22 protein-coding genes are annotated in these 24,571 nt (G+C 42.4%); 15 read left to right on the top strand and 7 right to left on the bottom strand.

The genetic code is table 11. The annotated features are described in order from the left end of the window. The first annotated feature begins 52 nt into the window (after positions 1 to 52). The 11 genes from LXO72_RS06250 to LXO72_RS06200 all read left to right on the top strand — a co-directional run bounded on the left by LXO72_RS06250 (position 53) and on the right by LXO72_RS06200 (position 10,997). The gene (locus LXO72_RS06250) at positions 53 to 832 is read left to right on the top strand and encodes a polyphosphate polymerase domain-containing protein (protein WP_154857000.1); all 780 of its coding nucleotides are present in this window, start codon (positions 53 to 55) and stop codon (positions 830 to 832) included. Beyond that, the gene (locus LXO72_RS06245) at positions 825 to 1,508 is read left to right on the top strand and encodes a DUF4956 domain-containing protein (protein WP_233331837.1); all 684 of its coding nucleotides are present in this window, start codon (positions 825 to 827) and stop codon (positions 1,506 to 1,508) included. Before LXO72_RS06250 ends, LXO72_RS06245 begins: the two co-directional genes overlap by 8 nt. 366 nt (positions 1,509 to 1,874) lie before the next feature. Beyond that, a complete protein-coding gene (locus LXO72_RS06240) occupies positions 1,875 to 3,140 on the top strand; it encodes a S41 family peptidase (RefSeq protein WP_154857004.1) in 1,266 nt (421 codons plus the stop codon). A gap of 146 nt (positions 3,141 to 3,286) precedes the next feature. Continuing rightward, positions 3,287 to 3,415, top strand: a complete 129-nt coding sequence (locus tag LXO72_RS06235; RefSeq protein WP_003002102.1) for a teichoic acid D-Ala incorporation-associated protein DltX — start codon at positions 3,287 to 3,289, stop codon at positions 3,413 to 3,415. A gap of 14 nt (positions 3,416 to 3,429) precedes the next feature. Then, a complete protein-coding gene (gene dltA / locus LXO72_RS06230; protein WP_154857006.1) occupies positions 3,430 to 4,980 on the top strand; it encodes a D-alanine--poly(phosphoribitol) ligase subunit DltA in 1,551 nt (516 codons plus the stop codon). Next, positions 4,977 to 6,227, top strand: a complete 1,251-nt coding sequence (dltB, locus tag LXO72_RS06225) for a D-alanyl-lipoteichoic acid biosynthesis protein DltB (RefSeq protein WP_195214255.1) — start codon at positions 4,977 to 4,979, stop codon at positions 6,225 to 6,227. Before dltA ends, dltB begins: the two co-directional genes overlap by 4 nt. Before the next feature lie 18 nt (positions 6,228 to 6,245). Then, positions 6,246 to 6,485, top strand: coding sequence for a D-alanine--poly(phosphoribitol) ligase subunit DltC (gene dltC / locus LXO72_RS06220; protein WP_006595371.1), 240 nt, complete (start codon positions 6,246 to 6,248; stop codon positions 6,483 to 6,485). Beyond that, a complete protein-coding gene (gene dltD / locus LXO72_RS06215) occupies positions 6,478 to 7,746 on the top strand; it encodes a D-alanyl-lipoteichoic acid biosynthesis protein DltD (RefSeq protein WP_233331836.1) in 1,269 nt (422 codons plus the stop codon). Before dltC ends, dltD begins: the two co-directional genes overlap by 8 nt. 144 nt (positions 7,747 to 7,890) lie before the next feature. Then, positions 7,891 to 8,127 carry a hypothetical protein gene (locus tag LXO72_RS06210; protein ID WP_233331864.1) on the top strand — a complete coding sequence of 79 codons (237 nt, stop codon included), beginning with the start codon at positions 7,891 to 7,893 and terminating at the stop codon, positions 8,125 to 8,127. 100 nt (positions 8,128 to 8,227) lie between these two features. Beyond that, complete coding sequence (aspS, locus tag LXO72_RS06205; RefSeq protein WP_233331835.1) at positions 8,228 to 9,982, top strand: aspartate--tRNA ligase; 1,755 nt, start codon at positions 8,228 to 8,230, stop codon at positions 9,980 to 9,982. Between the two features lie 73 nt (positions 9,983 to 10,055). Then, positions 10,056 to 10,997 carry a YitT family protein gene (locus tag LXO72_RS06200; RefSeq protein WP_233331834.1) on the top strand — a complete coding sequence of 314 codons (942 nt, stop codon included), beginning with the start codon at positions 10,056 to 10,058 and terminating at the stop codon, positions 10,995 to 10,997. 33 nt (positions 10,998 to 11,030) lie between these two features. Here the strand turns inward: LXO72_RS06200 and pulA are convergent, their stop codons facing one another. From pulA to LXO72_RS06170, 6 genes are all read right to left on the bottom strand, one after another. Next, positions 11,031 to 13,082, bottom strand: a complete 2,052-nt coding sequence (gene pulA, locus LXO72_RS06195) for a type I pullulanase (RefSeq protein WP_233331833.1) — start codon at positions 13,080 to 13,082, stop codon at positions 11,031 to 11,033. Between the two features lie 8 nt (positions 13,083 to 13,090). Beyond that, on the bottom strand, positions 13,091 to 14,074 hold the full coding sequence (locus LXO72_RS06190; RefSeq protein ID WP_233331832.1) for a LacI family DNA-binding transcriptional regulator: 984 nt from the start codon (positions 14,072 to 14,074) through the stop codon (positions 13,091 to 13,093). An 11-nt stretch (positions 14,075 to 14,085) separates the two neighbouring features. Continuing rightward, the gene (locus LXO72_RS06185) at positions 14,086 to 14,898 is read right to left on the bottom strand and encodes a DUF1189 family protein (protein ID WP_154857020.1); all 813 of its coding nucleotides are present in this window, start codon (positions 14,896 to 14,898) and stop codon (positions 14,086 to 14,088) included. A 228-nt stretch (positions 14,899 to 15,126) separates the two neighbouring features. Then, a complete protein-coding gene (locus LXO72_RS06180) occupies positions 15,127 to 15,969 on the bottom strand; it encodes a sugar ABC transporter permease (protein ID WP_006596980.1) in 843 nt (280 codons plus the stop codon). A 1-nt stretch (position 15,970) separates the two neighbouring features. Beyond that, positions 15,971 to 17,266, bottom strand: coding sequence for a sugar ABC transporter permease (locus tag LXO72_RS06175; protein WP_048690290.1), 1,296 nt, complete (start codon positions 17,264 to 17,266; stop codon positions 15,971 to 15,973). A gap of 81 nt (positions 17,267 to 17,347) precedes the next feature. Further along, the gene (locus LXO72_RS06170) at positions 17,348 to 18,604 is read right to left on the bottom strand and encodes an extracellular solute-binding protein (protein WP_154857022.1); all 1,257 of its coding nucleotides are present in this window, start codon (positions 18,602 to 18,604) and stop codon (positions 17,348 to 17,350) included. A 472-nt stretch (positions 18,605 to 19,076) separates the two neighbouring features. On the opposite strand from LXO72_RS06170, the gene malQ reads away from it, so the two are divergent. The 4 genes from malQ to nrdI all read left to right on the top strand — a co-directional run bounded on the left by malQ (position 19,077) and on the right by nrdI (position 24,122). Then, positions 19,077 to 20,612, top strand: coding sequence for a 4-alpha-glucanotransferase (gene malQ, locus LXO72_RS06165; RefSeq protein ID WP_154857024.1), 1,536 nt, complete (start codon positions 19,077 to 19,079; stop codon positions 20,610 to 20,612). 42 nt (positions 20,613 to 20,654) lie between these two features. Continuing rightward, a complete protein-coding gene (gene glgP, locus LXO72_RS06160; RefSeq protein WP_154857026.1) occupies positions 20,655 to 22,913 on the top strand; it encodes a glycogen/starch/alpha-glucan family phosphorylase in 2,259 nt (752 codons plus the stop codon). Positions 22,914 to 23,086: 173 nt separating this feature from the next. Continuing rightward, complete coding sequence (locus tag LXO72_RS06155; RefSeq protein ID WP_233331831.1) at positions 23,087 to 23,599, top strand: ABC transporter permease; 513 nt, start codon at positions 23,087 to 23,089, stop codon at positions 23,597 to 23,599. Positions 23,600 to 23,666: 67 nt separating this feature from the next. Continuing rightward, positions 23,667 to 24,122, top strand: a complete 456-nt coding sequence (gene nrdI, locus LXO72_RS06150; RefSeq protein WP_325167121.1) for a class Ib ribonucleoside-diphosphate reductase assembly flavoprotein NrdI — start codon at positions 23,667 to 23,669, stop codon at positions 24,120 to 24,122. 87 nt (positions 24,123 to 24,209) lie between these two features. Here the strand turns inward: nrdI and LXO72_RS06145 are convergent, their stop codons facing one another. Then, positions 24,210 to 24,455: a hypothetical protein gene (locus LXO72_RS06145; RefSeq protein ID WP_006596982.1), complete on the bottom strand. Its 246-nt coding sequence runs from the start codon at positions 24,453 to 24,455 to the stop codon at positions 24,210 to 24,212. Positions 24,456 to 24,571: the final 116 nt, after the last annotated feature.

Genomic DNA, 24,571 nt, shown 5'->3' with positions numbered 1-24,571 from the left:
CAAAAACGATAAAGAAAATGACCGACTTTTTATAGAACAAAAGGAGAAAAACATGAAAAAAACGGTAGAGACAAGCTTCAAGCGGATTGAAACCAAATATGTGGTGAATAAAGAAGACTTGGATGATTTATTGAAAGATTTGAAGAAATATGTGGTTGAAGACGATTATCCAGTCTCCACGATTTCGAATGTCTATTTTGATACCGAAGACTTCGATGTGATCCAAGATGCCCTTGCTAAACAGAACCGTCGTGAAAAGATCCGGATGCGGACCTATGTAGAGCATCCAACAGTGGAGAGTACGGCCTTTCTAGAAGTAAAATCAAAGGATGAAGAAGGTATTGGTCACAAGTTCCGCCTGGTCTCGAACCCCTCCTCCATTACCCGCCTCATGACAGATGGATTAGTGGATCAGACCATTCAGGATCTGGACTTGGTTCAAGAAATCCAAGCTTTACGCCAGCGCTATGATAACCGACTACAGCCCCAGATGTACATCTATTATGATCGTTTGTCCTTAAAAGAAAAGAAGAGCATCCAAGGCTATCCTTACAATAAGATTCGGGTCACCCTGGATCAAAATCTAGTCTATCGTGATCAGCAGGTCAGTCTCCTCCGTGGGAAAGCTGGAGAGCCTTTATTAGAAGAAAATACCATCGTTATGGAAATCAAGGCCCCAGGTGAAGAACCTCAGTGGCTGAAGGACATTCTGGATAAGTACGGACTGGTCAAACAGAAATTTTCGAAATACAGTTGTGCCTACCATAAGTCACAAGGCTTAGACTACGCACCAACGCCAATTCAAGAAAGGACAGGTGCTGCTTATGTCTAATCTATTTGATTCTATTTTTAATAACGCTACGGCAACCGTAGATCCAGTGCGCCTGATGCTAGCCTTGCTGGTCAGCCTCTTTCTAGGTATGGCCCTGTCTTGGACCTACAAATACCGTACTCTCTATACGCGTGAATTTATCGTCAGTCTCACCTTGCTTCCCTGCATGATGACCCTGGTGATTTTCCTGGTGAACGGGAGTCTGGGGACCTCGATTGCAGTAGCAGGAACCTTTAGCTTGATTCGTTTTCGGTCTGCTACCAGTGGCTCGAGAGAATTGATCGCGATTTTCCTAGCCATGATTATTGGTTTAGCAGCGGGGTCGGGCTACCTCTTATTGGCAGTTTTGTTTACAGCCTTTCTGTTAGCTATCTGGCTCTTGCTCGAAACCAAGCAAAGTAAGACCGACCACCAACGGCGCCGTCACCTGATGATTGAGCTAGAAAATCAGGCTAGGATTGCAGATAAGATCAGCCGTTTGCTGGATCGCAATTGTACAGAAGTCGACTTGATTTCGGTTAATACAAGCCAAAATGGGGAAAAGATTACCTTGGATTATGAAGTGGATCTGAGACCAGAAGTTGACGATTTTGCAATGACGACCCTTCTAACAGAAGAAATTTATCGTTGCGATGTATCCTTGACCAAGAAGGCCAAGAAAAGAAAGAATTTATAGACGCTATCCTCCTTTAGGATAGCTTCAGATTGAAGATAAAGTCTTTGAAAAACTTTCCTTAGGTGAGTACGGACGTCAGCGAACTTCTTCAAAGTTCCATGACTAATTATTGAGCCTAAGGTCTCAATAATTCCGAGTGCCTGAAACACAAATGTTTCAGGCACTTTTCTCACAGCGGAAAGTTTTTGATCTTCTTAAATAGCTAAAAAATAAAAGTCATTTTTTGGTAATCATCTAACTGTTTTATGTAAAACAATAGTTTGTTTCCATTCTAACACTATCCTCCTTTAGGATAGCTTTTTAGGCTTTTAAGAACTTTTTAAGGAAAAGTGGTATACTGTTTCTAAAAAATTGAAGGGATCCTTTATGAAAAAGACTGCTATTTTTGAAGATGTCGTCTCTATTATGACTCACGATTCATCTACCATCAAAGATAGAAAAGGATGCGATCCAGAGCCTTTTCGAGAAAAAATTACAGATGATATGACGGATGATGCCTTTCTTTATCAAGTCAGGTCCTACCTAGCTAGTTTTGGAGTGATCGGCCATGTTTCTTTTGGAAAGAAAAAGGCCCCTAACAAAGGTTTTTTATTGCGCTCGACAGACGGCGGTCTCTTTGTAGAAGGGGCAAATGAAGATACGGGACTTCAAGTAGGAGATCAGATCTTAGCTTTGGATGGAAGTGACTTGGAGCAGGTAGCGTCTCTTCAAAAGGACTATTTTATCAGTAAGACCCCTGAAAGACACTACCGAGAATGGGCGGATTTGGTCTCTCAGTCCACAAGGGTCACCCTGCTTCGAAAAGGGGTAGAAAAGACCATTGAAGTAGCACCCAGTCGAGAACCAATCCAAGATCAGATTTTTTGGAAACGATTAGACGATGAGATTCTTTATCTTCGTCTGGATAATTTTATGGATGAAGGAGCCATTAGTCGGGTATATGAAAAGTGTTTACCCATGATGACGGAGGTCAAGTTTCTTCTCATTGATGTCCGACAGAACGGCGGAGGGACAGATTCTTTATATCTTCCTCTGTTACATCTAGGCTTAGAGAAGGATCAGGGTTATGATTCGCTTGACTGGGACGATGATGGCATGGAAATTCTCTACACGGAACGTAATGTTGATCTGCGCTTGAAAGACTTTGAGGACTGGATGCAACAGGAAGAAATTAGTCCTGAAACAGTTAAGCTACTTGAAGATATGAAAGAGGAGTTGATCCACCATCGGGGGAAAGGCTATGTACCGTATCAGCAAGAAAGCGAGGAATTCTTCCCAGAGGTTAGAGGTGGCCAATATCCCGAACAGATCTATATCTTATCAGATATTTATTGTGGATCATCTGGTGATAATTTTGTCCAGATGATGAAGCAGTTTAAGAAGGTAACGGTGGTAGGTAGACCAACTCTAGGAATTTTAGACTATTCCAATTGTTGTACTGTTGATTATGGCGATTATCAATTGATGTTTCCTACCTCTCGCTGTCTAAGCTTGGATCAAGGAAAAGGAATGACGGATCAAGGTGTGGAGCCGGATATAGAGGTTCCCTGGAGTCCCGACCATTTTGAAAGAGATGTAGATCTAGACAAGTGTTTGGAGTTGATTCGTCAGAGTTGCGAAACGGCAAGATAAGGCTTAGATAGCGGTTGGCTTAAATCAGGAGAGTAATCGTCTCTTGTGGTAACGTTTTCTAGTATTTTTTCCTTGTGTTTGGATTGCTATGACTGAACAAAAAATGGTAAAATAGTCAGTGAAAATCAAAATGAAGAGTGAAAAAGATGAAACATAAAACACTTTATAAATTTATCGGGCAGACGGTCTTGTATTTCGCCATTTTCCTAGCCCTACTTTATTTCTTTAGTTACCTTGGTCAAGGTCAGGGTGGCTTTATCTACAATGAATTTTAAAGGAGATCCCTACCGTGTCAAACCAACCAATTACTGATATGATCGAAGCGATTGAGCGCTTCGCGCAACTACAACCAGACTATCCTGTCTACAATGTCCTTGGTGAGGAGCATACCTATGGCCAATTGAAGGCTGATTCAGATAGCTTGGCTGCCCACATCGACCAAATGGGACTTCCTGAAAAGTCACCTGTAGTGGTCTTTGGTGGTCAAGAATATGAAATGTTAGCAACCTTTGTGGCCTTGACAAAATCTGGCCATGCCTATATCCCAATTGATAGCCACTCTGCCTTGGAGCGCGTGTCTGCCATTGTTGAAGTAGCAGAGCCAAGTCTAATCATCGCCATCAATAAGTTCCCAATTGAAAACCCAGCTGCTCCAATCATGTCCTTGGAGCAAGTGCGTGAAGCCTATGCGGCGCAGAATGCGTATGACTTGCAACATCCGGTCAAAGGGGATGATAACTACTACATCATCTTTACCTCTGGAACAACTGGAAAACCAAAAGGGGTGCAAATTTCGCATGATAACTTGCTCAGCTTTACCAACTGGATGATTACGGACAAGGAATTTGCAACGCCAGAGCGTCCGCAAATGTTGGCGCAACCGCCCTATTCTTTTGACTTGTCTGTCATGTATTGGGCACCGACCTTGGCTCTTGGTGGAACCCTTTTTGCCCTTCCATCAGCCATCACTCAAGACTTCAAACAACTCTTTGCAACCATCTTTTCTCTTCCGATTGCGATCTGGACTTCAACACCATCTTTCGCAGATATGGCTATGCTGTCTGAAGATTTCAATGCTGAAAAGATGCCAGGCATCACCCATTTCTACTTTGATGGGGAAGAGTTGACCGTGAAAACAGCTCAGAAATTGCGCGAGCGTTTCCCAAATGCACGCATCATCAATGCTTATGGGCCAACGGAAGCAACTGTTGCTTTGTCGGCAGTCGCTATTACAGACGAGATGTTAGCGACTCTTAAACGCTTGCCAATTGGTTACACAAAAGAAGATTCTCCAACCTTCATCATTGATGAGGCAGGCAATAAATTGCCAAATGGAGAGCAAGGGGAGATCATCGTGTCTGGACCAGCCGTTTCAAAAGGTTATATGAATAATCCAGAGAAAACAGCAGAAGCCTTCTTCGAATTTGAAGGACTTCCAGCCTACCATACGGGAGATGTTGGTACCATGACAGATGAAGGTCTTCTTCTCTATGGTGGTCGAATGGACTTCCAGATCAAGTTTAACGGCTATCGTATTGAGCTAGAAGATGTTTCTCAAAACTTGAACAAATCTCAGTACATCGACTCGGCTGTTGCAGTGCCACGCTACAACAAAGATCATAAGGTTCAAAATCTCTTGGCCTATGTCATCTTAAAAGATGGCGTCAAAGAGCAATTTGAACGCGAGATTGATATTACGAAAGCCATCAAGGAAGATTTGGAGCACATCATGATGTCTTATATGATGCCTTCAAAATTCCTTTACCGTGATAGTTTACCGCTAACTCCAAACGGGAAGATCGACATCAAAGGGTTGATTAGTGAGGTTAACAACCGATGATCGAGTTTTTGAAACAGCTCCCTCATTTAGAACCCTATGGGACCCCGGTCTACTTTATTTATCTGATTGGGGCCTTATTGCCCATCTTTGTTGGCCTCTTCTTTAAAAAGCGATTCCCAGTCTATGAAGCCTTGGTCAGTCTCACCTTTATTGTTCTAATGCTGACAGGGACGGATTTGAAACAAATCTATGCGGTTCTTTTCTACCTCTTTTGGCAAATCCTTTGGGTCTACTCCTATAAATTCTATCGAAGCCAGCGTGATAACAAGTGGGTTTTTTACCTCCACTCTTTCTTGGTCGTTTTGCCCTTGGTTTTTGTGAAGGTGCAACCAGCCATTGATGGCACCCAGTCTTGGATGGGCTTCCTTGGGATCTCTTATCTGACCTTCCGAGCAGTGGGTATGATTATCGAGATGCGAGACGGAACCCTCAAAGACTTTAGTCTCTGGGAATTCTTGCGTTTCTTGCTTTTTATGCCGACTTTTTCAAGTGGGCCGATCGACCGCTTCAAACGCTTCAATGAAGATTATCTGACGATTCCGGATCGAGATGAGCTTCTAGATATGTTGGAGCAGAGCGTCAAGTATATCATGCTTGGCTTCCTCTATAAGTTTATTCTAGCTCATATCTTTGGCCATCTCTTACTAGGACACGTCAAGACCTATGCCCTTCTTCAAGGGGGAATCTTTAACCTAGGCACCTTAGGGGTCATGTATGTCTTTGGTTTGGATCTCTTCTTTGACTTTGCAGGCTATTCTATGTTTGCCCTTGCGGCATCTAATTTGATGGGAATTAAGAGCCCGATCAATTTTAATCTCCCTTTCAAATCACGTGATTTAAAGGAATTTTGGAATCGCTGGCACATGAGTTTGTCCTTCTGGTTTCGTGACTTTGTCTTTATGCGTCTAGTCATGGTTTTGATGCGCAACAAGGTCTTTCAGAGCCGGATTACAACGTCAAACGTTGCCTATATTATTAACATGTTGGTCATGGGCTTCTGGCATGGAGTGACCTGGTATTATGTAGCCTATGGTCTCTTCCACGGACTTGGTCTTGTGATCAATGATGCCTGGTTGCGGAAGAAAAAGACCATCAATAAAGAACGCAAAGCAAAAGGACTAGAGCCCCTACCAGACAACCGCTGGACCCAGGCTCTTGGAATCTTTATTACCTTCAATACCGTTATGCTGTCCTTCCTGATTTTCTCAGGTTTCTTGGATCAGCAATGGTTTCCAAAAATGAAATAAGAAAAGGAAAAATGAAAAATGGATGTAAAATCACAAGTAATTGAAATTATTGACGAATTGTTTATGGAAGATGTCTCAGATATGATGGATGAGGATCTCTTTGATGCGGGTGTTCTTGATAGCATGGGAACCGTTGAATTGATTGTTGAATTGGAAAACCGCTTCGATATTCGGGTTCCAGTATCTGAATTTGGTCGTGATGACTGGAACACAGCCAACAAAATCGTAGAAGGTGTTATGGAGCTTCAGAATGCTTAAACGATTGTGGCTGATTCTGGGTCCTGTCTTTTGCGCTATGGCTCTGGTCGCTACCCTTCTCTTTTTCTATCCGATTAACCACAAACATGATTTGACAGAAGAGAAAAAGGCCGCAGTGAGCTTGACAGCAGAAGGTTTTAAAAGTCGTGCCCGCAAAGAAGAAGCGCTCGGGGATCCTAACTATCGTTTTGTACCCTTCTTTGGTTCCAGCGAATGGTTGCGGTTTGATATCGTCCACCCAGCAGTACTAGCTGAGAAGTATGATCGCTCTTATCGTCCGTATTTTCTAGGGCAACGAGGAGCAGCGTCCTTGAACCAATATTTTGGGATGCAGCAAATTCTTCCTCAACTAGAAGGGAAAACAGCTGTCTATGTGGTATCACCCCAGTGGTTTACTAAGGATGGCTATGATTCATCAGCCTTTCAGCAATACTTTAACAGCGATCAATTAACTAGCTTTTTGGCCAACCATGAAGCTGGACCAGCAAGCCAATATGCGGCGTCTCGTCTTTTGCAACAATACCCTAATGTTGCTATGCAGGGAGAAGTTCAGAAGTTGGCCAAGGGTCAGAATCTATCTGGTTTTGAAAAAGGACTCAATCAGACCCTCATGCGCTTTGTTCGTCGGGAGGCTGCCTTCTTTAGCAACTTTACGGCAATGAACAATAGCAACTATGAGAAAAAAGTACTCTCTCGCTTAGATGACTTGCCAGATACATTTTCTTACGAAGCTTTGGAAGAGGTAGCGACTGCGGAAGCCAAAAAGAAAACCAATAATAACAAACTAGGCATTAGTAATAGCTTTTACAACCATCGACTTGCAAGTAAGTTAAAGAAACTCAAAGGATTCCAAAAGAATGAATCCTATGAGCAATCTCCAGAATACAATGATTTACAACTGGTCTTGGATCAGTTTGCTCAATCGAAAACCAATGTGATATTTGTCATCCCTCCAGTTAACTCTAAATGGATGGCCTATACAGGTTTGAGTAAAGAAATGTATCAACGGACAGTTGAAAAAATCCGTTACCAATTAGAAAGTCAAGGCTTTACCCATATTGCTGATTTTTCTAAAGATGGTGATAAACCCTACTTTATGCAAGATACCATTCATATGGGCTGGAATGGATGGTTGGCATTTGATAAAGCAGTTGATCCTTTTGTCTCCAACCCTCAACCTGCCCCTGAATACAAGATTAACAATCGTTTCTTAAGTCAGGACTGGGCTAACTATAAAGGTCAGCCGGATCAATTTAAGTAAGATGCAAAGAGGTTGAGAATACCCAGTCTCAACCTTTTTTCCTATGGTTTTGAATGAACTTATCCCCATATTCACAGACTTATCCACAAGCTTGTGGATAAGTCTGTCTAATACAAAGAGAGGAACTGGTACAAGATGAAAACAATGAAGAAAATAGCTTTTTATGCGATTCTTCAAGGAATAGTGATCTTTCTCATTACGGGTTTCATCACCCAATTCGTCAGAGGAGATTTCTTTTTCCGTGGCTTGGCTCCAATATTTGGGGTCTTGGCAGCTGTCATGCGTTTTGGAACAGCTAGTCTGATGAAAATGTTAGCCCCAACGTTATACGATGAAGAGGAAAAACAAGAGAAAGCTCCTACCAGGAAAGAAGCTGAATAAAAGAACTGTTTTTTCTGGAAAAATCTCTGGAAAAGCACTTATCTGACAGGCTTTATGGTAAAATAGAAGGAAGAATATTAGTTTGGAGAGTAAAAATACAATGAAACGTTCCATGTATGCTGGGCGTGTTCGCGAGGAACACATTGGACAAGAACTAACCCTCAAAGGATGGGTGAGTCGACGCCGTGATTTGGGTGGCTTGATCTTTATTGATTTGCGGGACCGTGAAGGGATTATGCAATTGGTCATCAATCCAGAAACTGTTCGTTCGGAAGTCATGGCAACGGCCGAGAGTCTTCGTAGCGAATATGTTATCGAAGTGACAGGTCAAGTTGCTGCCAGACAGCAAGCGAATGATAAAATTGCAACAGGTCAGGTTGAAATGCATGTTTCTTCCTTGACTGTCCTCAATACTGCAAAAACCACGCCATTTGAGATCAAGGACGGCATTGAAGCAAACGATGATACTCGTCTACGCTATCGATATTTGGACTTGCGTCGTCCAGAAATGTTGGAAAACTTAAAATTGCGTGCCAAGGTAACCCATTCTATCCGTAATTATTTGGATGAGTTGGAATTTATTGATGTGGAAACACCATTCCTTTCTAAATCAACTCCAGAAGGGGCGCGTGACTACCTCGTACCATCTCGCGTCAACAAGGGTCACTTTTATGCCTTACCTCAAAGCCCTCAAATTACCAAACAATTGTTGATGAATGCTGGCTTTGACCGCTATTATCAAATCGTCAAATGTTTCCGTGATGAAGATTTACGTGGCGACCGTCAACCGGAGTTTACACAGGTCGATTTAGAAACTTCCTTCCTGACAGAGCAAGAAATTCAAGATATTACGGAAGGTTTAATCGCACGTGTTATGAAAGAAACTAAGGGAATCGAAGTGACACTTCCTTTCCCACGGATGAAGTACGACGATGCTATGGCTCTTTATGGTTCTGACAAACCAGATACTCGTTTTGAGATGCTCTTGACAGACTTGACAGAAGTTGTAAAGGGTGTAGACTTCAAGGTCTTCTCAGAAGCACCTGCCGTTAAAGCCATCGTTGTTAAAGGCGCAGCAGACAACTACTCTCGTAAAGATATCGATAAGATGACTGAAGTAGCCAAGCAATATGGGGCAAAAGGTCTAGCGTGGGTCAAGGTAGTTGATGGTGCTTTAAATGGGCCAGTAGCTAAGTTCTTGACAGGTGTGACAACAGAGTTGACAAGTGCTTTACAGTTGGAAGAAAAGGATTTGGTTCTCTTTGTAGCTGATACACTAGAAGTGGCCAATGCAACTCTAGGTGCCCTTCGTTGTAGAATTGCCAAGGAATTGGACCTCATTGACAATAGTCAATTCAACTTCCTATGGGTGGTCGATTGGCCAATGTTTGAGTGGTCTGAAGAAGAAGGTCGTTACATGAGTGCCCACCATCCATTTACACTTCCGCAAGCAGATACAGCTCATGAATTAGAGGGCGATCTTGCCAAGGTACGGGCCATTGCCTATGATATTGTGCTCAATGGTTACGAGCTTGGTGGTGGTAGTCTTCGGATCAACCAAAAAGAATTGCAAGAACGGATGTTTACCGCTCTCGGTTTCTCAAAAGAAGACGCGACAGAGCAATTTGGTTTCTTGCTAGAAGCCATGGATTATGGTTTCCCTCCACATGGTGGATTAGCTCTTGGTTTGGACCGTTTTGTCATGCTGTTAGCTGGTGAGGAGAATATCCGTGAAGTGATTGCCTTTCCTAAGAACAATAAGGTAACGGATCCAATGACCCAAGCCCCTTCTACAGTAGCTACCAAACAACTGGAAGAGTTGAGCCTACAAGTAGAAGTAAAAACTGAGGAATAAGAAAAGTAAAAGCGGAAAATTACCATAAGCAACTTGTGGGATTTTCCCTTTATTTATAAATTGAGAGATAATCATGAAAAAAACTCGCTTAGGCAAGATCTTGCGTTATTATATACGAAGATTGGCCTATAACTTTAAATTACTACGGGTCTTAAAAAGTATTTCCCGAGAGAAGTACGATGAAAAGATTTCGGCTTCTTTGGTCTATGGCTTCCTATCTGCCGTTGCTGTGAACTTCTTTTTCCAGCCGGGACGTGTGTATTCCAGTGGTGCGACAGGATTGGCCCAGATTATATCCGCCCTTAGTGATCGATTTTTAGGCTTTACCATTCCGGTCTCTTTGTCATTCTATGCCATCAATCTGCCATTAATGATCATCGCTTGGTATCAAATTGGTCATAAGTTTACTATTTTCACCTTTATCACGGTGTCTATGAGTTCCTTCTTTATCCAATTTATGCCAGTGGTTACCCTGACCAATGATCCTATTATGAATGCTCTCTTTGGGGGAGTTGTAATGGGGACAGGGATTGGATTTGCGCTTCGCAACAATATCTCCAGTGGGGGAACCGATATTGTTAGCTTGACCATTCGAAAGCGAACGGGCAAGAACATCGGAAAAATTTCTCTCATCGTCAATGGGACCATCATGTTGATAGCAGGGATGACCTTTGGTTGGAAATATGCCCTCTATTCGATGATTACCATTTTTGTGTCCAGTCGAGTGACAGATGCAGTCTTTACCAAGCAGAAGCGGATGCAAGCCATGATTGTCACTAGCCAACCGGATAAGATTATTGAGAAAATCCATAAACGATTGCACCGTGGGGCAACCATTATCCATAATGCCGAAGGGACCTATAATCATCAGGAAAAAGCCGTCTTACTCACGGTTATTACCCGAGCAGAGTTTAATGAGTTTAAATTTTTAATGAAAAAAGCAGACCCTCAAGCTTTTATAACAATTTCAGACAATGTTCATATTATTGGACGTTTTGTCGAAGTAGAAGATTAAAAATTCCTGCAAGAAATTCTTGCAGGAATTTTTTTATGCTTGTTCTACCAAGATCCAACCATAGCCTGGAACGGTAAATTCTTCTTGAGAAAGCTCTTGCTCTCTCCCAAACACATGAGGGTAGGCAATTACTAATCTTGCTGATTGTTTGAGTCGATAAGTCCATTCTTGATCCCCAAGGTTGACCAAGATAAGCAACTTACGACCGTCTTTCTCAATACTGTAAGAGAAGGTCTTCTCTGAGATCCAAGTGACTTGGCAGTAATCCCGTATATCTTGAGCCTTGTCAAAGCGAAGGAGCTCTTCCTCTTTTCGATAGGCAATCAATTCACGCAGGAACTGAATATCTGTTTCATAAGCTGTAGAAGAAAGCCAGTCTAGTTGATTTAGAGCATCTGGAAGATTGTAAGTATTCTCTTCTAAGCCCTTGCTGCGATAGAACTCTTGACCAGCATGTAGGAAGGGAACTCCTTGAGCCAAGAGGACGAGATGCAAGCCAAGTCGAGCTTTAGCCTGACGCACCTCCTCTGAAATGTTTGGATTTTCAACCTTGAGGTAGTCAAAGAAGGTTGCGTTATCATGGCATTCCACATAGTTAATTGCCTGTTGAGGACGCACAAAGTGGGGGGCTCCTTTGAGTCCGACGTTACCAGTCAAAATATTAGCCAGGTCATTGGCCTGATAGTGACTGTCTACACGTCCTTCGTTCAGGATGCTTCGTTTAATGGTATCACGGAAGTTGTCACTAAAGAAGCCATACGGACGAAGTTGACTGGCATTGTATTGATGGGCCAGGAGTTCAGGATCCAGTCCAGTATCCATCTTCCAGCCTTCTCCATAAAGGTAAATGTTGGGGTAAATGGCTGCTAATTCTTCTTGAATTTCCATCATGGTTTGGCGGTCAAGAATACCCATCAGGTCAAAGCGGAAACCATCAAAGCCGTAGAGTTGAACCCACTGCTTGACTGACTGCTTGATGTAGTTGCGCACCATGGCTCTCTCGCTGGCTACATCGTTTCCACAGAAGGTTCCGTTGGTTCGTTGGCGGTCTTGGTCATAGCGATAGAAATAGCCTGGGACAATCCGCTCAAAAGCAAATTCATCAGAGAGGTAAACATGGTTATAGACAACGTCCATGATGAGGCTGAGATCTGCCTTATGATAGGCATCAATCACCTGCTGTAGCTCGAGAATCCGTTGGTATGGATCATTTGGCTGGCTACTAAAACTTCCTTCAGGAACATTGTATTGCACAGGGTCATAGCCCCAATTATAACCAGCAGTAGGATTTGTTTCATCCACGCTTCCGAAATCATAGAGGGGCAAAAGCTGAATATGAGTAATGCCCAGGGATTTCAAATAGTCAAAGCCAAAGGTCTGTTCTCCATGCTTAGGAGATTCTAAGAGGGCTGGGAAGGTTCCAGGATGATGGAAACCAGCTTCTTTTTGCATAGAGAAGTCCCGGACGCTCAATTCATAAATAATGGCCTGAGTCGGATCTAGTTGGGTTGTTGCTCTCTGAATAGGGCGTTCGATCTTGTGTCGGTCGACGACATAGCTAGCTCCTGAATTGGCTTCAGAAGAAAGAGCATAAGGATCATGGACGATATGGGTTACACCGTTGACTTGATGCTGGTAGTAATAAGAGGCTTTTTCCCAGTCTCCTTCGAGTTCTATACGCCATACACCTTTTTCTGTCCGCTCCATCGGGTAGACAGTTTGGTTGATCAAGAGTTGAACCTCTTGAGAAATAGGAGCCCAGAAGGCAAAGGTTGTTTTTTCTCTTGAGTAGTGAGCCCCTAAATCCTCTCCATCATATGCATATAGCTGATCAAAGATGGGTTGGCGGACGATGTCGCGATAGTGTAGGAGGCAGGTTTCTCCTTTAGCGTTGGAGAGGGTATAGCTTTGACTTAAGTCGATGGGAAGAGGGCTTCGAAGAGTTTTTTCTTCCTCAGTTGGCAGAAGTTCAATCGTTTTCGAACCAGACATCAATGTAAAAGGAAGAGAGGCCATTACGCTCTCTCCTCCTTCCATGCGAATCAAGTCTTGGTCGTCTAAATAAGCTGCAAAGTTGGTGGTCATAGGTTCTCCTAAAGTTCAATAATCGAGTGTTCAATGAGCTGTCTGTAGCAAACAGTTTTGTTTTCCTTGTTGTCCTTAATAATTTGGAGTAAGGTTCTGACAGATTCGCGTCCCAATTCGACTGTATTGATATCAATATAGGCATCAATAGGGATTCGTGGTTGAATGGAGTCGAAGGAAATAATTGGAAGATCGACTTCTTTGTCTCTCAGGTATCTCCGAACCCCTTCAGCAACCAAAATATCCGTTGTCATGAGTGCTTCGAGTTCATCAAAAGGCAGGGTATCCATAATTTGGTAAGAATTTTCTTCTAGCATGAAACCAAAGGAGAACTTGACCATTTCCTCACGGAGAGGAATCTGGTGACTGGCAAGAGCTTCTTGGTAGCCCTTGTAGCGGTCTTGAGAAACGGCCAATTCCTTATTTCCTCCAACAAAGGCGATGTGTTGGTATCCTTTCTTGATGAAATATTCGGTCGCATCAAAGGCGGCCTTAACATTGTCGTTATCGACTAAGGATATAAAAGGAGAAGTTGCTTTTCCTAAAATCAAGAAAGGAAATTTATCTTGAATACAGAAGTCAACCAAAGGATCATTCAATTTGGAATAGAGGAAGATGAGTCCATCTACCCGCTTACCATAAATCATTTGTTTGAGTTGATCGAGGCGGTGGGTTTCATTAGCCCCTGTACAAATCTGAATGGCATAGCCATAAACAGAAGCAACCTGACTAATCCCACGGAGGACCGTAGGGAAGAAGGGATTTTGGAAGAACACATCACTCTCATCAGGCAAGACAAGGGCAATCACCTGACTGGACTGGCTCACTAAGCTACGAGCATTGAGGTTTGGATGGTAATCTAGTTCTTTCATGGCAGAACGAACCCGTTCTTTAGTGGCTTCACTGATGGTAGATTTATTTTGAATCACTCGTGTAACGGTAGATGGTGCAACGCCAGCAAGTTTGGCTACATCTTTGATGGTGACACGCATAAAGGACCTCCCTAAGGTTTGTAATCTGGATCCCGGAAATGAGTCTTATAGAAAGCAAGTGCGAGGAACAAGACAAATAGGATATTTTGGATCAAGATGGTTGTCGTAAAGACTTGGTGGAATACTAAACTGATTAGGACGCTCACAAGAATAGGCAATCCTAGACAGTTGAGGGTGAAATTGAAGCATTCTTTGAAGGTCTTGAGAGAGAAGAGACGTGACTTCCGTGTCAAGAAAAGGAAGAAGGAAGCTCCAAATACTAAAATGGCAAAATTCACAGCAGATAAGAAACCTGAGAAGAGGACGAGAAAGAGGCTGACAGCCAATCGATTGGCCTGGAACCAATCTTTGGAAATGGCCTTAGTGAGTTCCTTTTTGTCCTGAATGCTCTCTTGATTGATGGCTTGGTAAGGAATCGTAGCTAGTTCTTTCTTTTCTTTGAGAATGATTAAGGCTTTCTTATCAAAGTGAAGCGTCAGTGCTGCTCCGTATTCAGCATCCTCGTGTTGGCCAAGAATGACTTGACCAGATTTGTTTTCAAATACTTTTGAATTGTTTTGATAGGTGAATTCTCCTTGAGAGAAGGCCCCGTTTTCCTTCAAGTCCACCATGACTTCATCTGACAGGGGATCAAAGACATCACTGACGAAGGTGGTTAAGGGGTAGGTCTGTAATTCCGCATTTTGAACGGCAACAGGGATCAGGGTCAAGGATAGAAGAAAGAGTGAGGTAAAGATCATTTGGAACCAATTGAGTTGTTTGCGGTTGGCAAATGCTTTTCTTACCTGAAAAAGGCTGGAAAAATAATTAAATGGATAGGGCATGAAGTGACCTTTCTAATCTCCGGGATGGATTTCCCCTGTATGGAGAGCATAACATGATTTTATCCTTAACCAAAGATGGGAGAGAGACTGGTAGCAAATCAATCAACTTGCTACCCTTGTCCCACTCCCATCCTTTCCTTAAAGATAAAATTTATGTGACTGGGAGAAAAGCACGAGAGAAGATCTCATCCTTTTCATCATTGCTGGAAGGTTATAGAAAAGTTTATTTTATCCTTTATCCCCACCAGCTGTCAAGCCTGAAACAAAGTTCTTTTGGAGGAAGAAGAACAGAACACAGATTGGGACTGCAATCAGAATCGCACCTGCCGCAAAGAAGGCAATCTTTTGATTTTTTTGGTCGCTGATAAAGGTTTGAAGACCAACAGCTACCGTGTAATTGATTTCATCGCGAAGCAAGAATTTAGATAAGATGTAGTCTCCAAAAGGTCCCATGAAGGCCCAAAGTGCTTGGACCGCAATCATTGGGCGAACCAATGGAAGGACGATTTGCCAGAAGCGACGGAAGTGTCCAGCACCATCCAATTTTGCAGATTCATCAAGTGAAATTGGGACTGTATCGAAGTAACCCTTCATCAACCAAGCGTTCATCGGGATTCCCCCGCCGACATAGAGGAAGATGAGGAACCAGCTGTGGTTCAAGGCGTTCAACATCAAGGCCATAACGAAGAAGGCAGTCAAAGCAGCCATGGTAGGGACCATTTGGATAATCAAGAAGAAGACCAAACTTTGCTTACGAGCCAAGAAGTTATAGCGGCTGTAGGCATATCCTGCCAAGGTAATGATGGATGTTTGAGCAACCATGGTAATAATGGCGATAATCAAGGTGTTGAGATACCAGGTACCATATAAGGTGTCCGTAAAGAGTTTTTGGAAGTTATCAAAGCTGAGACTGCCACTGAAATCAAGTGTAAAGGCACTGACGTTACCCGTTTTGAAGGCTGAAAGAACCGTGATCAACAATGGATAGATGATGATGATGGAAAGGACAACCAAGTAGAGGTAAGTCAAGAAATGATTAAGGCGGCGTTTAAATTGAACTGAATTTTTCATTTTACACATCCTCCATATCAAATGCGTGCAGTTTCTTGAAGGCAATCATCGAGATCGAGATGACAATCAGAGAGATGATCAACGTAACCGCAGCAGCCATTGAGTATTGAGGTGATGAGTTCGTTGTCAATTTATAGATCCAAGAAATCAAGATATCTGTCGAACCAGCATTACCACCAACAGATCCAGGTCCACCATCGTTAAAGAGGTAGATAATGGAGAAATTGTTAAAGTTGAAGGTGTATTGGCTGATGAGCGTTGGTGCCGCAACCGCCAAAATCATTGGGAAGGTAATGTTGCGGAATTTTTGCCAAGCGTTGGCCCCATCAATATAGGCTGCTTCGTAAAGGTCGTTTGGAATAGATTGCAAGATTCCGAGTGTCAAGACGTAAATGTAAGGGAAGCCGAGCCAACCTTGCATCATAATCAAAGCAATTTTTGTCCAAGTAGGATCCGTTTTCCAAGGAATGAGAACCCCATCCAAGAATGGGAAAATCTTCGCAAAGAGCGGAAGGACTTGCGCATTGATGGCCCCGATACTATCGTTGAACATGTTTGAGAATGTCAAGATCGTAATGAAGGCAGGAACCGCCCAAGGAAGAAGGAAGATAACACCGAAGATGCGTTTTCCTTTAATGAATGGTTGGTTGGCAATAATAGCCGTTAGGATACCAAGAACGATTTGAAGTGTTGAAGCTGCCAAGGCCCAGATCAAGGTCCAGCCCAATACAGATGTAAAGGCAGAACGGAAGGTACTCAAAGTCCACATGTTGGTGAAGTTTTGAAGTCCGATCCAATCAAGGAGCGTAAAACGAGCTGTATGCTTAAAGTCGTAGTTGGTAAAGGCAATCATCAAGGTAACCAAAACAGGGAAGATGATTGCAAAGGTCATGGCAATATAAGAAGGGATGATCAAGAGATATGGGAAGCCATTTTCATAGATAGCATTCACCATTTCTTTTAGGGTCTTCGGCACTCGAATACCGTTATTAATCCGCTTAGCTACAGTACCCGCATCTTTGATATTCAAGGCGTAGAACATCAAATAAACGACGGTGATAATTAAGTGGAAGGCACCACGAATCAAGATAAAAAGAGAATTATCTTTTCCACGGACAGTACCTAGGGTAATTAGTTTAGACAATTCCTCCAAACCAATACCGAAAAAGTATGCGAGAAAGACAAGTGTTACACCGAGGAAGATGTATCCTTTTGCTTTCTGTTTGTTATAGATTTGTCCCAAGCCAGGAATGAGGGATAGCCACATTGCTTTTTTGGGATTTTGTTGTGTTTCCATATCGACTCCTTATAAGTGAGCGACCAAAGGCCACATCACAGCGAAAGGCTGGGAAACATTCCCAGCCCCTTGGGAACTGTATTACTTGCCACCGAATTTTTGTTCGATAGTTTCTTTGATTAATTTAACAGCATCGTCAGCAGCATCTTTAGAAGATTTCTTACCACTTACAGCGTCGAAGAGCATAGTTGCAGCTGGATCCCAAACAGTACTCATTTCAGAGATGTTTGGCATTGGTTGTGCATTTTCAAACTGTTTAACAACGGCAGTTGTCAACTCATCTTTTTTACCAACAGCGTACTCACGAGCTTCTGTGTTAGCTGGCACTTCGTTTGTCTTATCGTAGAAAGCTTTTTGTTGATCAGTTGAAGTCAAGAAGTCTACGAATTTTTGAGCTGCTTCAGGGTGGTTAGCACCTGCAGGGATAACCCAAGCTTTACCACCACCGAAGGCAGAGTATGCTTTTCCATTTGGAAGAGTAGGGATTGTTGCTACACCGTAGTTTACTTTTGCTTCTTTCAATGAAGATGCTTTCCATGGACCATCGATGATGGCAGCTGTCTTACCTTCTTGGAATTGAGTTTGGATGAAGTTTGCAGCACCTTTAGTGTCTTGCAATCCTTTAGGCCATTTAGCGTACCAAGTTTTCGCGTATTCGATACCGTCGATTGCACCTTGGTTGTTCAAACCAACGTCTTTTGGATCTGTACCATCTTTGCCGAAGACATAGCCACCGTTACCTGAAAGGAGTCCGTATGCATAGTAGAAGTTTGTCCAGTCAGCAAGGAAGGCAGTGTTTTTACCAGCTTCGCCAGCGAAGTCGTACTTGCTATCTTTTGACAATTCTTCAAGTTCACCAAATGTTTTTGGAGCTTCTTGCAAGAGGTCTTTGTTGTAGTAAAGAACCAATGTTTCGATAACTGCTGGTGCACCGTATACTTTACCACCGTTTGTTACAAGTGATTCAGTTGTTTTGTCAGTCTTGCTGTCTTTGTTCAATGTCACTTCAGCTAATTGACCGTCGTTACCAAGACCACCAACGCGGTCGTATGGTGCCATCATAACGTCTGGAGCTTTACCAGATTGGTTGTCAAGAGACAATTTGTCCAATCCACCAAGAGCGTCACCTGTCTTGATCGTTACTTTTGTTCCACTTTCTTTTTCAAAAGCTTTCGCAGCTTCTTCCATGTAGGCTTTGTAGCCATTGTCAACGTATACTGTCAACTCGTTTTCAGAAGCAGCAGAGTCATCTTTTTTGCCTCCACAAGCTACCAAAAGAAGTGATGCGAACCCAACTGTACCAAGTACAGCAGCGCTTCGAAGAATTGTGCGTTTCATGATTTATTCCTCCTAAAGAATAAAAATAAGATTATTAGTTGAAAACGTTTTAGACAAACGTTTTCCTTAACACGAATAGTATATCACAGGGAGAAAACGTTTGCAAGCTCTTTGTGCAAAATTTTTTAAAAAATTTTTATCTTCTATTAAATACACACAAATAGTTGACATGAAAATGAGAAAGGGATAAACTAGGCGTGGGGTGAACCTGCAGAAAAAATCATAAAAGTTTAGGAAACCTCTTGCATAAACCACAAGAATATTTTATAATGGACACGTAACGCAAACGTTTTCCTTGAACGTTGCATAAAGATGATCTAGGGTCATTTATAAATAGGTTAAATTTTTTCTATGTCTGACAATTAGTCTTCTTCTATTCTATCTAAGAGTCGGAGTGAAAACGGGAACAGAATAGAAAGTTGGTCTATTTTTCTTTGAAACAAAAAATATTAAACTAAAGGTGGTACCCTCAATGAAAAAACGCCAAAGTGGTGTCTTGATGCACATTTCATCCTTGCCTGGGAAGTATGGAATCGGTTCGTTTGGTCAAGCAGCTTACGATTTTGTAGATTTCCTCGTTCGGACCAAGCAACGGTATTGGCAAATTTTGCCTCTTGGAACAACCAGTTATGGAGATTCTCCATATCAATCCTTCTCAGCTTTTGCAGGGAATACCCACTTTATTGACTTCGATCTCTTGATCGAGCAAGGGCTCTTGGATGAATCTGATGTCGAGGGTGTTGATTTTGGTCAAGACCCAACAGAAGTAGACTATGCGAAGATCTTCGAACAACGTCGTCCTCTTCTAGAAAAAGCAGTTAAAGCTTTTATCGAAAACGGTGATTGGAATGACTTCAGCCGTTTTGCTGAAGAAAATGCAGCTTGGTTGGAATTATTTGCTGAATACATGGCTATTAAAGAGCACTTTGAATTAAAAGCATGGACAGAATGGCCAGACGCTGCGATTCGTGCACGTCAACCGGAGGCCCTTGCTTCATACCGCGCTCAATTGGAAGACAAATTGACTTACCATCGAGTAACACAGTATTTCTTCTTCAAACAATGGTTGAAATTGAAAGCATACGCTAACGACAACCATATTGAGATCGTAGGTGATATGCCAATCTACGTAGCAGAAGATTCAAGCGACATGTGGGCTAATCCTCATCTCTTCAAAACAGATGAAAATGGAAAAGCAACCTGCATCGCAGGATGCCCGCCAGATGAGTTCTCAGCAACTGGTCAGCTTTGGGGCAACCCAATCTATGATTGGGAAGCAATGGACAAAGATGGTTACAAATGGTGGATTGAACGCTTGCGTGAGAGCTTCAAAATCTACGACATCGTGCGGATTGACCACTTCCGTGGCTTCGAGTCTTACTGGGAAATCCCAGCTGGTTCTGATACAGCGGCACCAGGTAAATGGGTCAAAGGACCTGGCTACAAACTCTTTGCAGCAGTGAAAGAAGAGCTGGGTGACTTGAACATCATCGCAGAAGACCTTGGCTTCATGACGGACGAAGTCATTGAGCTTCGTGAGCGCACAGGCTTCCCAGGCATGAAGATTCTTCAATTTGCCTTCAATCCTGACGATGAAAGTATCGACAGCCCTCACTTAGCACCAAATAACTCTGTTATGTACACTGGAACACATGATAACAACACGGTTCTTGGTTGGTACCGCAATGAAATCGACGATCCAACTCGCGAGTACCTTGCTCGTTACACAAACCGTAAAGAATACGAATCTGTTCCACATGCGATGCTTCGTACCGTCTTTGCTTCAGTCAGCTTTATGGCCATCGCTACCATGCAAGATTTGTTAGAGTTGGATGGCTCAGCTCGTATGAACTTCCCATCTACCCTTGGTGGCAACTGGGCATGGCGGATGACAGCGGATCAATTGACTCCTGCTGTCGAGCAAGAATTGCTTGATTTCACAACGATCTATCGTCGTGAAAATACTGACTTGGTGAAAGAAGAAAAAGCGAAAAAAGCAGAAAAATAATCTTTCCCCCTATCTAATCAAAACACAAGGAGACACTTAATCATGGAATCATTACAAAAATATGTGATTGATCATTATCAAAAAACAATTGCAGAATGTTCAAACGAAGAATTGTACATTGCTTTGCTTAATTACACCAAGCAAGCAAGTGCCCAAAAGAAATTAAATACTGGTAAGAAAAAAGTTTACTATATCTCAGCTGAGTTCTTGATTGGTAAACTCTTGTCAAACAACTTGATCAACTTGGGTCTGTACGATGATGTCAAAAAAGAATTGGCTGATGCTGGCAAAGACTTGATCGAAGTTGAAGAAGTGGAATTGGAACCATCACTTGGTAACGGTGGTTTGGGACGCTTGGCAGCCTGCTTTATCGACTCCATCTCTACTCTTGGATTAAACGGAGACGGGATCGGTTTGAACTACCACTTTGGTTTGTTCCAACAAGTCCTTAAAAACAACCAACAAGAAACCATTCCAAATGCATGGTTGACTGATCAAAGCTGGCTCGTTCGTTCAAGTCGTAGCTACCAAGTGCCTTTCGCACACTTTACATTGACTTCAACACTTTATGATATCGACGTACCTGGTTACAAGATCGATACCAAGAACCGTTTGCGCTTGTTTGACTTGGAATCAGTTGATTCATCTATCATTGAAGAGGGTATCAACTTTGACAAGACAGATATCGCTCGCAACTTGACTCTTTTCCTTTACCCAGACGATAGTGACAAACAAGGTGAATTGCTCCGTATCTTCCAACAATACTTCATGGTTTCAAACGGTGCGCAATTGATCATCGACGAAGCGATCGAAAAAGGAAGTAACTTGCATGACCTTGCTGACTACGCAGTTGTACAAATCAACGATACTCACCCATCAATGGTGATTCCTGAGTTGATCCGTCTCTTGACAGCGCGTGGTATCGAACTTGATGAAGCTATCTCTATCGTTCGTAGCATGACTGCTTACACTAACCACACAATCCTTGCAGAAGCCCTTGAAAAATGGCCACTTGAATTCTTGCAAGAAGTGGTTCCTCACTTAGTACCAATCATTGAAGAATTGGACCGTCGTGTTCGTGCTGAACACAAAGATCCAGCTGTTCAAATCATTGATGAACACGATCGTGTCCACATGGCGCACATGGATATCCACTACGGATACAGTGTAAACGGGGTTGCAGCTCTCCATACAGAAATCTTGAAAAACTCTGAGTTGAAGGCCTTCTACGACCTTTACCCAGAAAAATTCAACAACAAAACAAACGGGATTACCTTCCGTCGTTGGCTCATGCATGCCAACCCAAGCTTGTCTCACTACTTAGATGAGATCCTTGGACGTGACTGGCACCATGATGCTTCTAAGTTGGAAGACCTTCTCTCATACGAAGATAAAGCTGCTGTCAAAGAAAAATTGGAAAACATCAAAGCCCACAACAAACGTAAATTGGCTCGTCACTTGAAAGATCACCAAGGTGTGGAAATCAATCCAAATTCTATCTTTGATATCCAAATCAAACGTCTTCACGAGTACAAACGTCAACAAATGAACGCTTTGTATGTGATCCACAAATATCTTGACATCAAGGCTGGAAACATCCCTGCTCGTCCAATCACAGTATTCTTTGGTGGTAAAGCAGCTCCTGCCTACACAATCGCTCAAGACATCATCCACTTGATTCTTTGCTTGTCAGAAGTCATCGCAAACGACCCAGCAGTGGCTCCACACTTGCAAGTAGTGATGGTTGAAAACTACAACGTAACAGCCGCAAGCTTCTTGATCCCAGCATGTGATATCTCAGAACAAATCTCATTGGCTTCTAAAGAAGCTTCAGGTACTGGTAACATGAAATTCATGTTGAACGGAGCTTTGACTCTTGGTACGATGGACGGGGCTAACGTGGAAATCGCTGAGTTGGTTGGCGACGAAAACATCTACATCTTCGGTGAAGATTCAGAAACTGTTATCGACCTTTATGCAAAATCTGCTTACAAATCAAGTGAATTCTACGCACGTGAAGCTATCAAACCATTGGTTGACTTCATCGTCAGCGACGCTGTTCTTGCAGTTGGTAACCAAGAACGTTTGGAACGCCTTCACAATGAGTTGATCAACAAAGACTGGTTCATGACTCTTCTTGACTTGGAAGACTACATTAAAGTCAAAGAGCAAATGTTGGCTGACTACGAAGATCGTGATGCATGGTTGGATAAAGTCATCGTCAACATTGCCAAAGCAGGATTCTTCTCATCTGACCGTACCATCGCTCAGTACAACGAAGATATCTGGCACTTGAACTAATTTGTTTTCAACATTCTAGAAGCAATATACTTAGAAAGAAGAGCTCCTTTTGAATCATTTCCTGATTTAGAGGGAGCTTTTTTAGCACAGGATCTCTGGGAAAATCTAAACTTGCGCTTCCCTAAGGTTCACGTTATAATAAATACTATGGATATTAGAAATGAGGAAATACAATGAAGAAAAATCCAATTTATATGTATGTCTTGCTAGCTCTGTCAGCGATGGGAACTCTACTAACTGCTCAGTCCTTCTTTGGATTGGCTAAAGTGGAGCTCACAGATGAAATGGCAGCTTCTTTGAACTTAGCCACTGCTCTTGAACGGGAAGAATACAAAGCCTTCCTTGAGAAATTAATCGTAGCCTTACGCGGACCGATTGCTTGGTTGTTGCTATCTCTTTTAATTGGGGGCTTGATTGCAGTTGGCTATTTCTTCCTGTCTAAAAAGGATATTGTCAAGGCAACCTATGCCTATATGGGTCAAATTGGTGCTTTTGTCTTAATGAGCTTGCATAATTTCTTGTCTTATCGTTCTTCCATGTCTGTAATCACGTCAGACAAATTGCGGACCTTGTTACAGGCTTCTAGCTTATATGCACTTGTCTTGAGTGTGGTTGTAGCCCTTGTTTACTTGGGAATCCTCCTCTACAAATTGAAAAATAGACCAGCTAGCGACCTTCAAGCTTAGATTATAGCATTAAAAAACTCCTCAAGTCTTGGACAAAGAAGAGGAACTGGTCTGATTGGAGAAGAAAATGAAAGTATGTTTTGTCTATATCAGTTTAAGTGGCAATACTGAAAGTTTTGTTCGTCGCCTCAGTGATTATCTATGGGAGCAGTACCCTGACTTGGACATTGAAAAAATCCATGTCAAAGACCTAGTCAAAGAAGGGAAGCCCTTCTTTGAAGTCGAAACACCTTTTATCGCCTTTTTGCCGACCTACCTAGAAGGAGGAAATGGTGTTGATAATGGGGATGTGGAGATTTTAACGACCGATGTAGCAGACTTTATTGCCTATGGAGACAATGCCTCTAAATGTTTAGGAGTTGTAGGATCAGGAAATCGCAACTTCAACAATCAATATTGCCTAACGGCCAAGCAGTACAGCCAACGCTTTGGTTTCCCTATGCTAGCAGACTTTGAGATGCGAGGAATGCTAGGGGATATCAAAAAAGTAGCGGCCATTGTAGAAGATTTGTATCACTTTTAAAATAAAAGAACCAAGCAAAGGCTTGGTTCTTTTATTACGGTTGAAGAGAGAGGGGGCATACTTTGTATGACTCCTCCTTTTTGTTGCTTATTTTAATTGATCTGTGATTTCTTTCGAGAGCAAGAGGCCGAGGCGATAGTCCTTATTGATGGCGTGGATGACATCGTTGATGTTTTCCGTCGTTTGGATTTGTTCCTTGATGCTTGCTTTGAATGCTTCATCTTTTAAGAGTTGCTCTTGTAAAATCTTTTGCAGTTTTTCTCTCTCGTATTTATTGATTAAAAAGAGAATAAGCAGACTAACTAAAATAAGAATATAAACAGTTTGATTCATAGGGTTCTCCAGAAGATAAGATAATGGATAAAGGGAAGCGATAATCCCTAAAAATATAGGTGTATTTAGCATGAGAAAAGGAGTGAGATGGAACTAAATAAGGTTTATTTAGCGAT

Origin of the sequence: Streptococcus sp. XMC (genome assembly GCF_021341835.1) — a bacterium.
In the GTDB taxonomy this organism is placed as follows: domain Bacteria; phylum Bacillota; class Bacilli; order Lactobacillales; family Streptococcaceae; genus Streptococcus.
The sequence above is the reverse complement of the archived record's forward strand: the minus strand, read 5'-3'. Positions and strand labels throughout refer to the sequence as shown.

Coding starts and splice junctions, on each gene's coding strand:
- LXO72_RS06250 (WP_154857000.1), top strand. CDS start 53: ATGAAAAAAACGGTAGAGACAAGCTTCAAGCGGATTGAAACCAAATAT.
- LXO72_RS06245 (WP_233331837.1), top strand. CDS start 825: ATGTCTAATCTATTTGATTCTATTTTTAATAACGCTACGGCAACCGTA.
- LXO72_RS06240 (WP_154857004.1), top strand. CDS start 1,875: ATGAAAAAGACTGCTATTTTTGAAGATGTCGTCTCTATTATGACTCAC.
- LXO72_RS06235 (WP_003002102.1), top strand. CDS start 3,287: ATGAAACATAAAACACTTTATAAATTTATCGGGCAGACGGTCTTGTAT.
- dltB (WP_195214255.1), top strand. CDS start 4,977: ATGATCGAGTTTTTGAAACAGCTCCCTCATTTAGAACCCTATGGGACC.
- dltC (WP_006595371.1), top strand. CDS start 6,246: ATGGATGTAAAATCACAAGTAATTGAAATTATTGACGAATTGTTTATG.
- dltD (WP_233331836.1), top strand. CDS start 6,478: ATGCTTAAACGATTGTGGCTGATTCTGGGTCCTGTCTTTTGCGCTATG.
- LXO72_RS06210 (WP_233331864.1), top strand. CDS start 7,891: ATGAAGAAAATAGCTTTTTATGCGATTCTTCAAGGAATAGTGATCTTT.
- aspS (WP_233331835.1), top strand. CDS start 8,228: ATGAAACGTTCCATGTATGCTGGGCGTGTTCGCGAGGAACACATTGGA.
- LXO72_RS06200 (WP_233331834.1), top strand. CDS start 10,056: ATGAAAAAAACTCGCTTAGGCAAGATCTTGCGTTATTATATACGAAGA.
- pulA (WP_233331833.1), bottom strand. CDS start 13,082: ATGACCACCAACTTTGCAGCTTATTTAGACGACCAAGACTTGATTCGC.
- LXO72_RS06190 (WP_233331832.1), bottom strand. CDS start 14,074: ATGCGTGTCACCATCAAAGATGTAGCCAAACTTGCTGGCGTTGCACCA.
- LXO72_RS06185 (WP_154857020.1), bottom strand. CDS start 14,898: ATGCCCTATCCATTTAATTATTTTTCCAGCCTTTTTCAGGTAAGAAAA.
- LXO72_RS06180 (WP_006596980.1), bottom strand. CDS start 15,969: ATGAAAAATTCAGTTCAATTTAAACGCCGCCTTAATCATTTCTTGACT.
- LXO72_RS06175 (WP_048690290.1), bottom strand. CDS start 17,266: ATGGAAACACAACAAAATCCCAAAAAAGCAATGTGGCTATCCCTCATT.
- LXO72_RS06170 (WP_154857022.1), bottom strand. CDS start 18,604: ATGAAACGCACAATTCTTCGAAGCGCTGCTGTACTTGGTACAGTTGGG.
- malQ (WP_154857024.1), top strand. CDS start 19,077: ATGAAAAAACGCCAAAGTGGTGTCTTGATGCACATTTCATCCTTGCCT.
- glgP (WP_154857026.1), top strand. CDS start 20,655: ATGGAATCATTACAAAAATATGTGATTGATCATTATCAAAAAACAATT.
- LXO72_RS06155 (WP_233331831.1), top strand. CDS start 23,087: ATGAAGAAAAATCCAATTTATATGTATGTCTTGCTAGCTCTGTCAGCG.
- nrdI (WP_325167121.1), top strand. CDS start 23,667: ATGAAAGTATGTTTTGTCTATATCAGTTTAAGTGGCAATACTGAAAGT.
- LXO72_RS06145 (WP_006596982.1), bottom strand. CDS start 24,455: ATGAATCAAACTGTTTATATTCTTATTTTAGTTAGTCTGCTTATTCTC.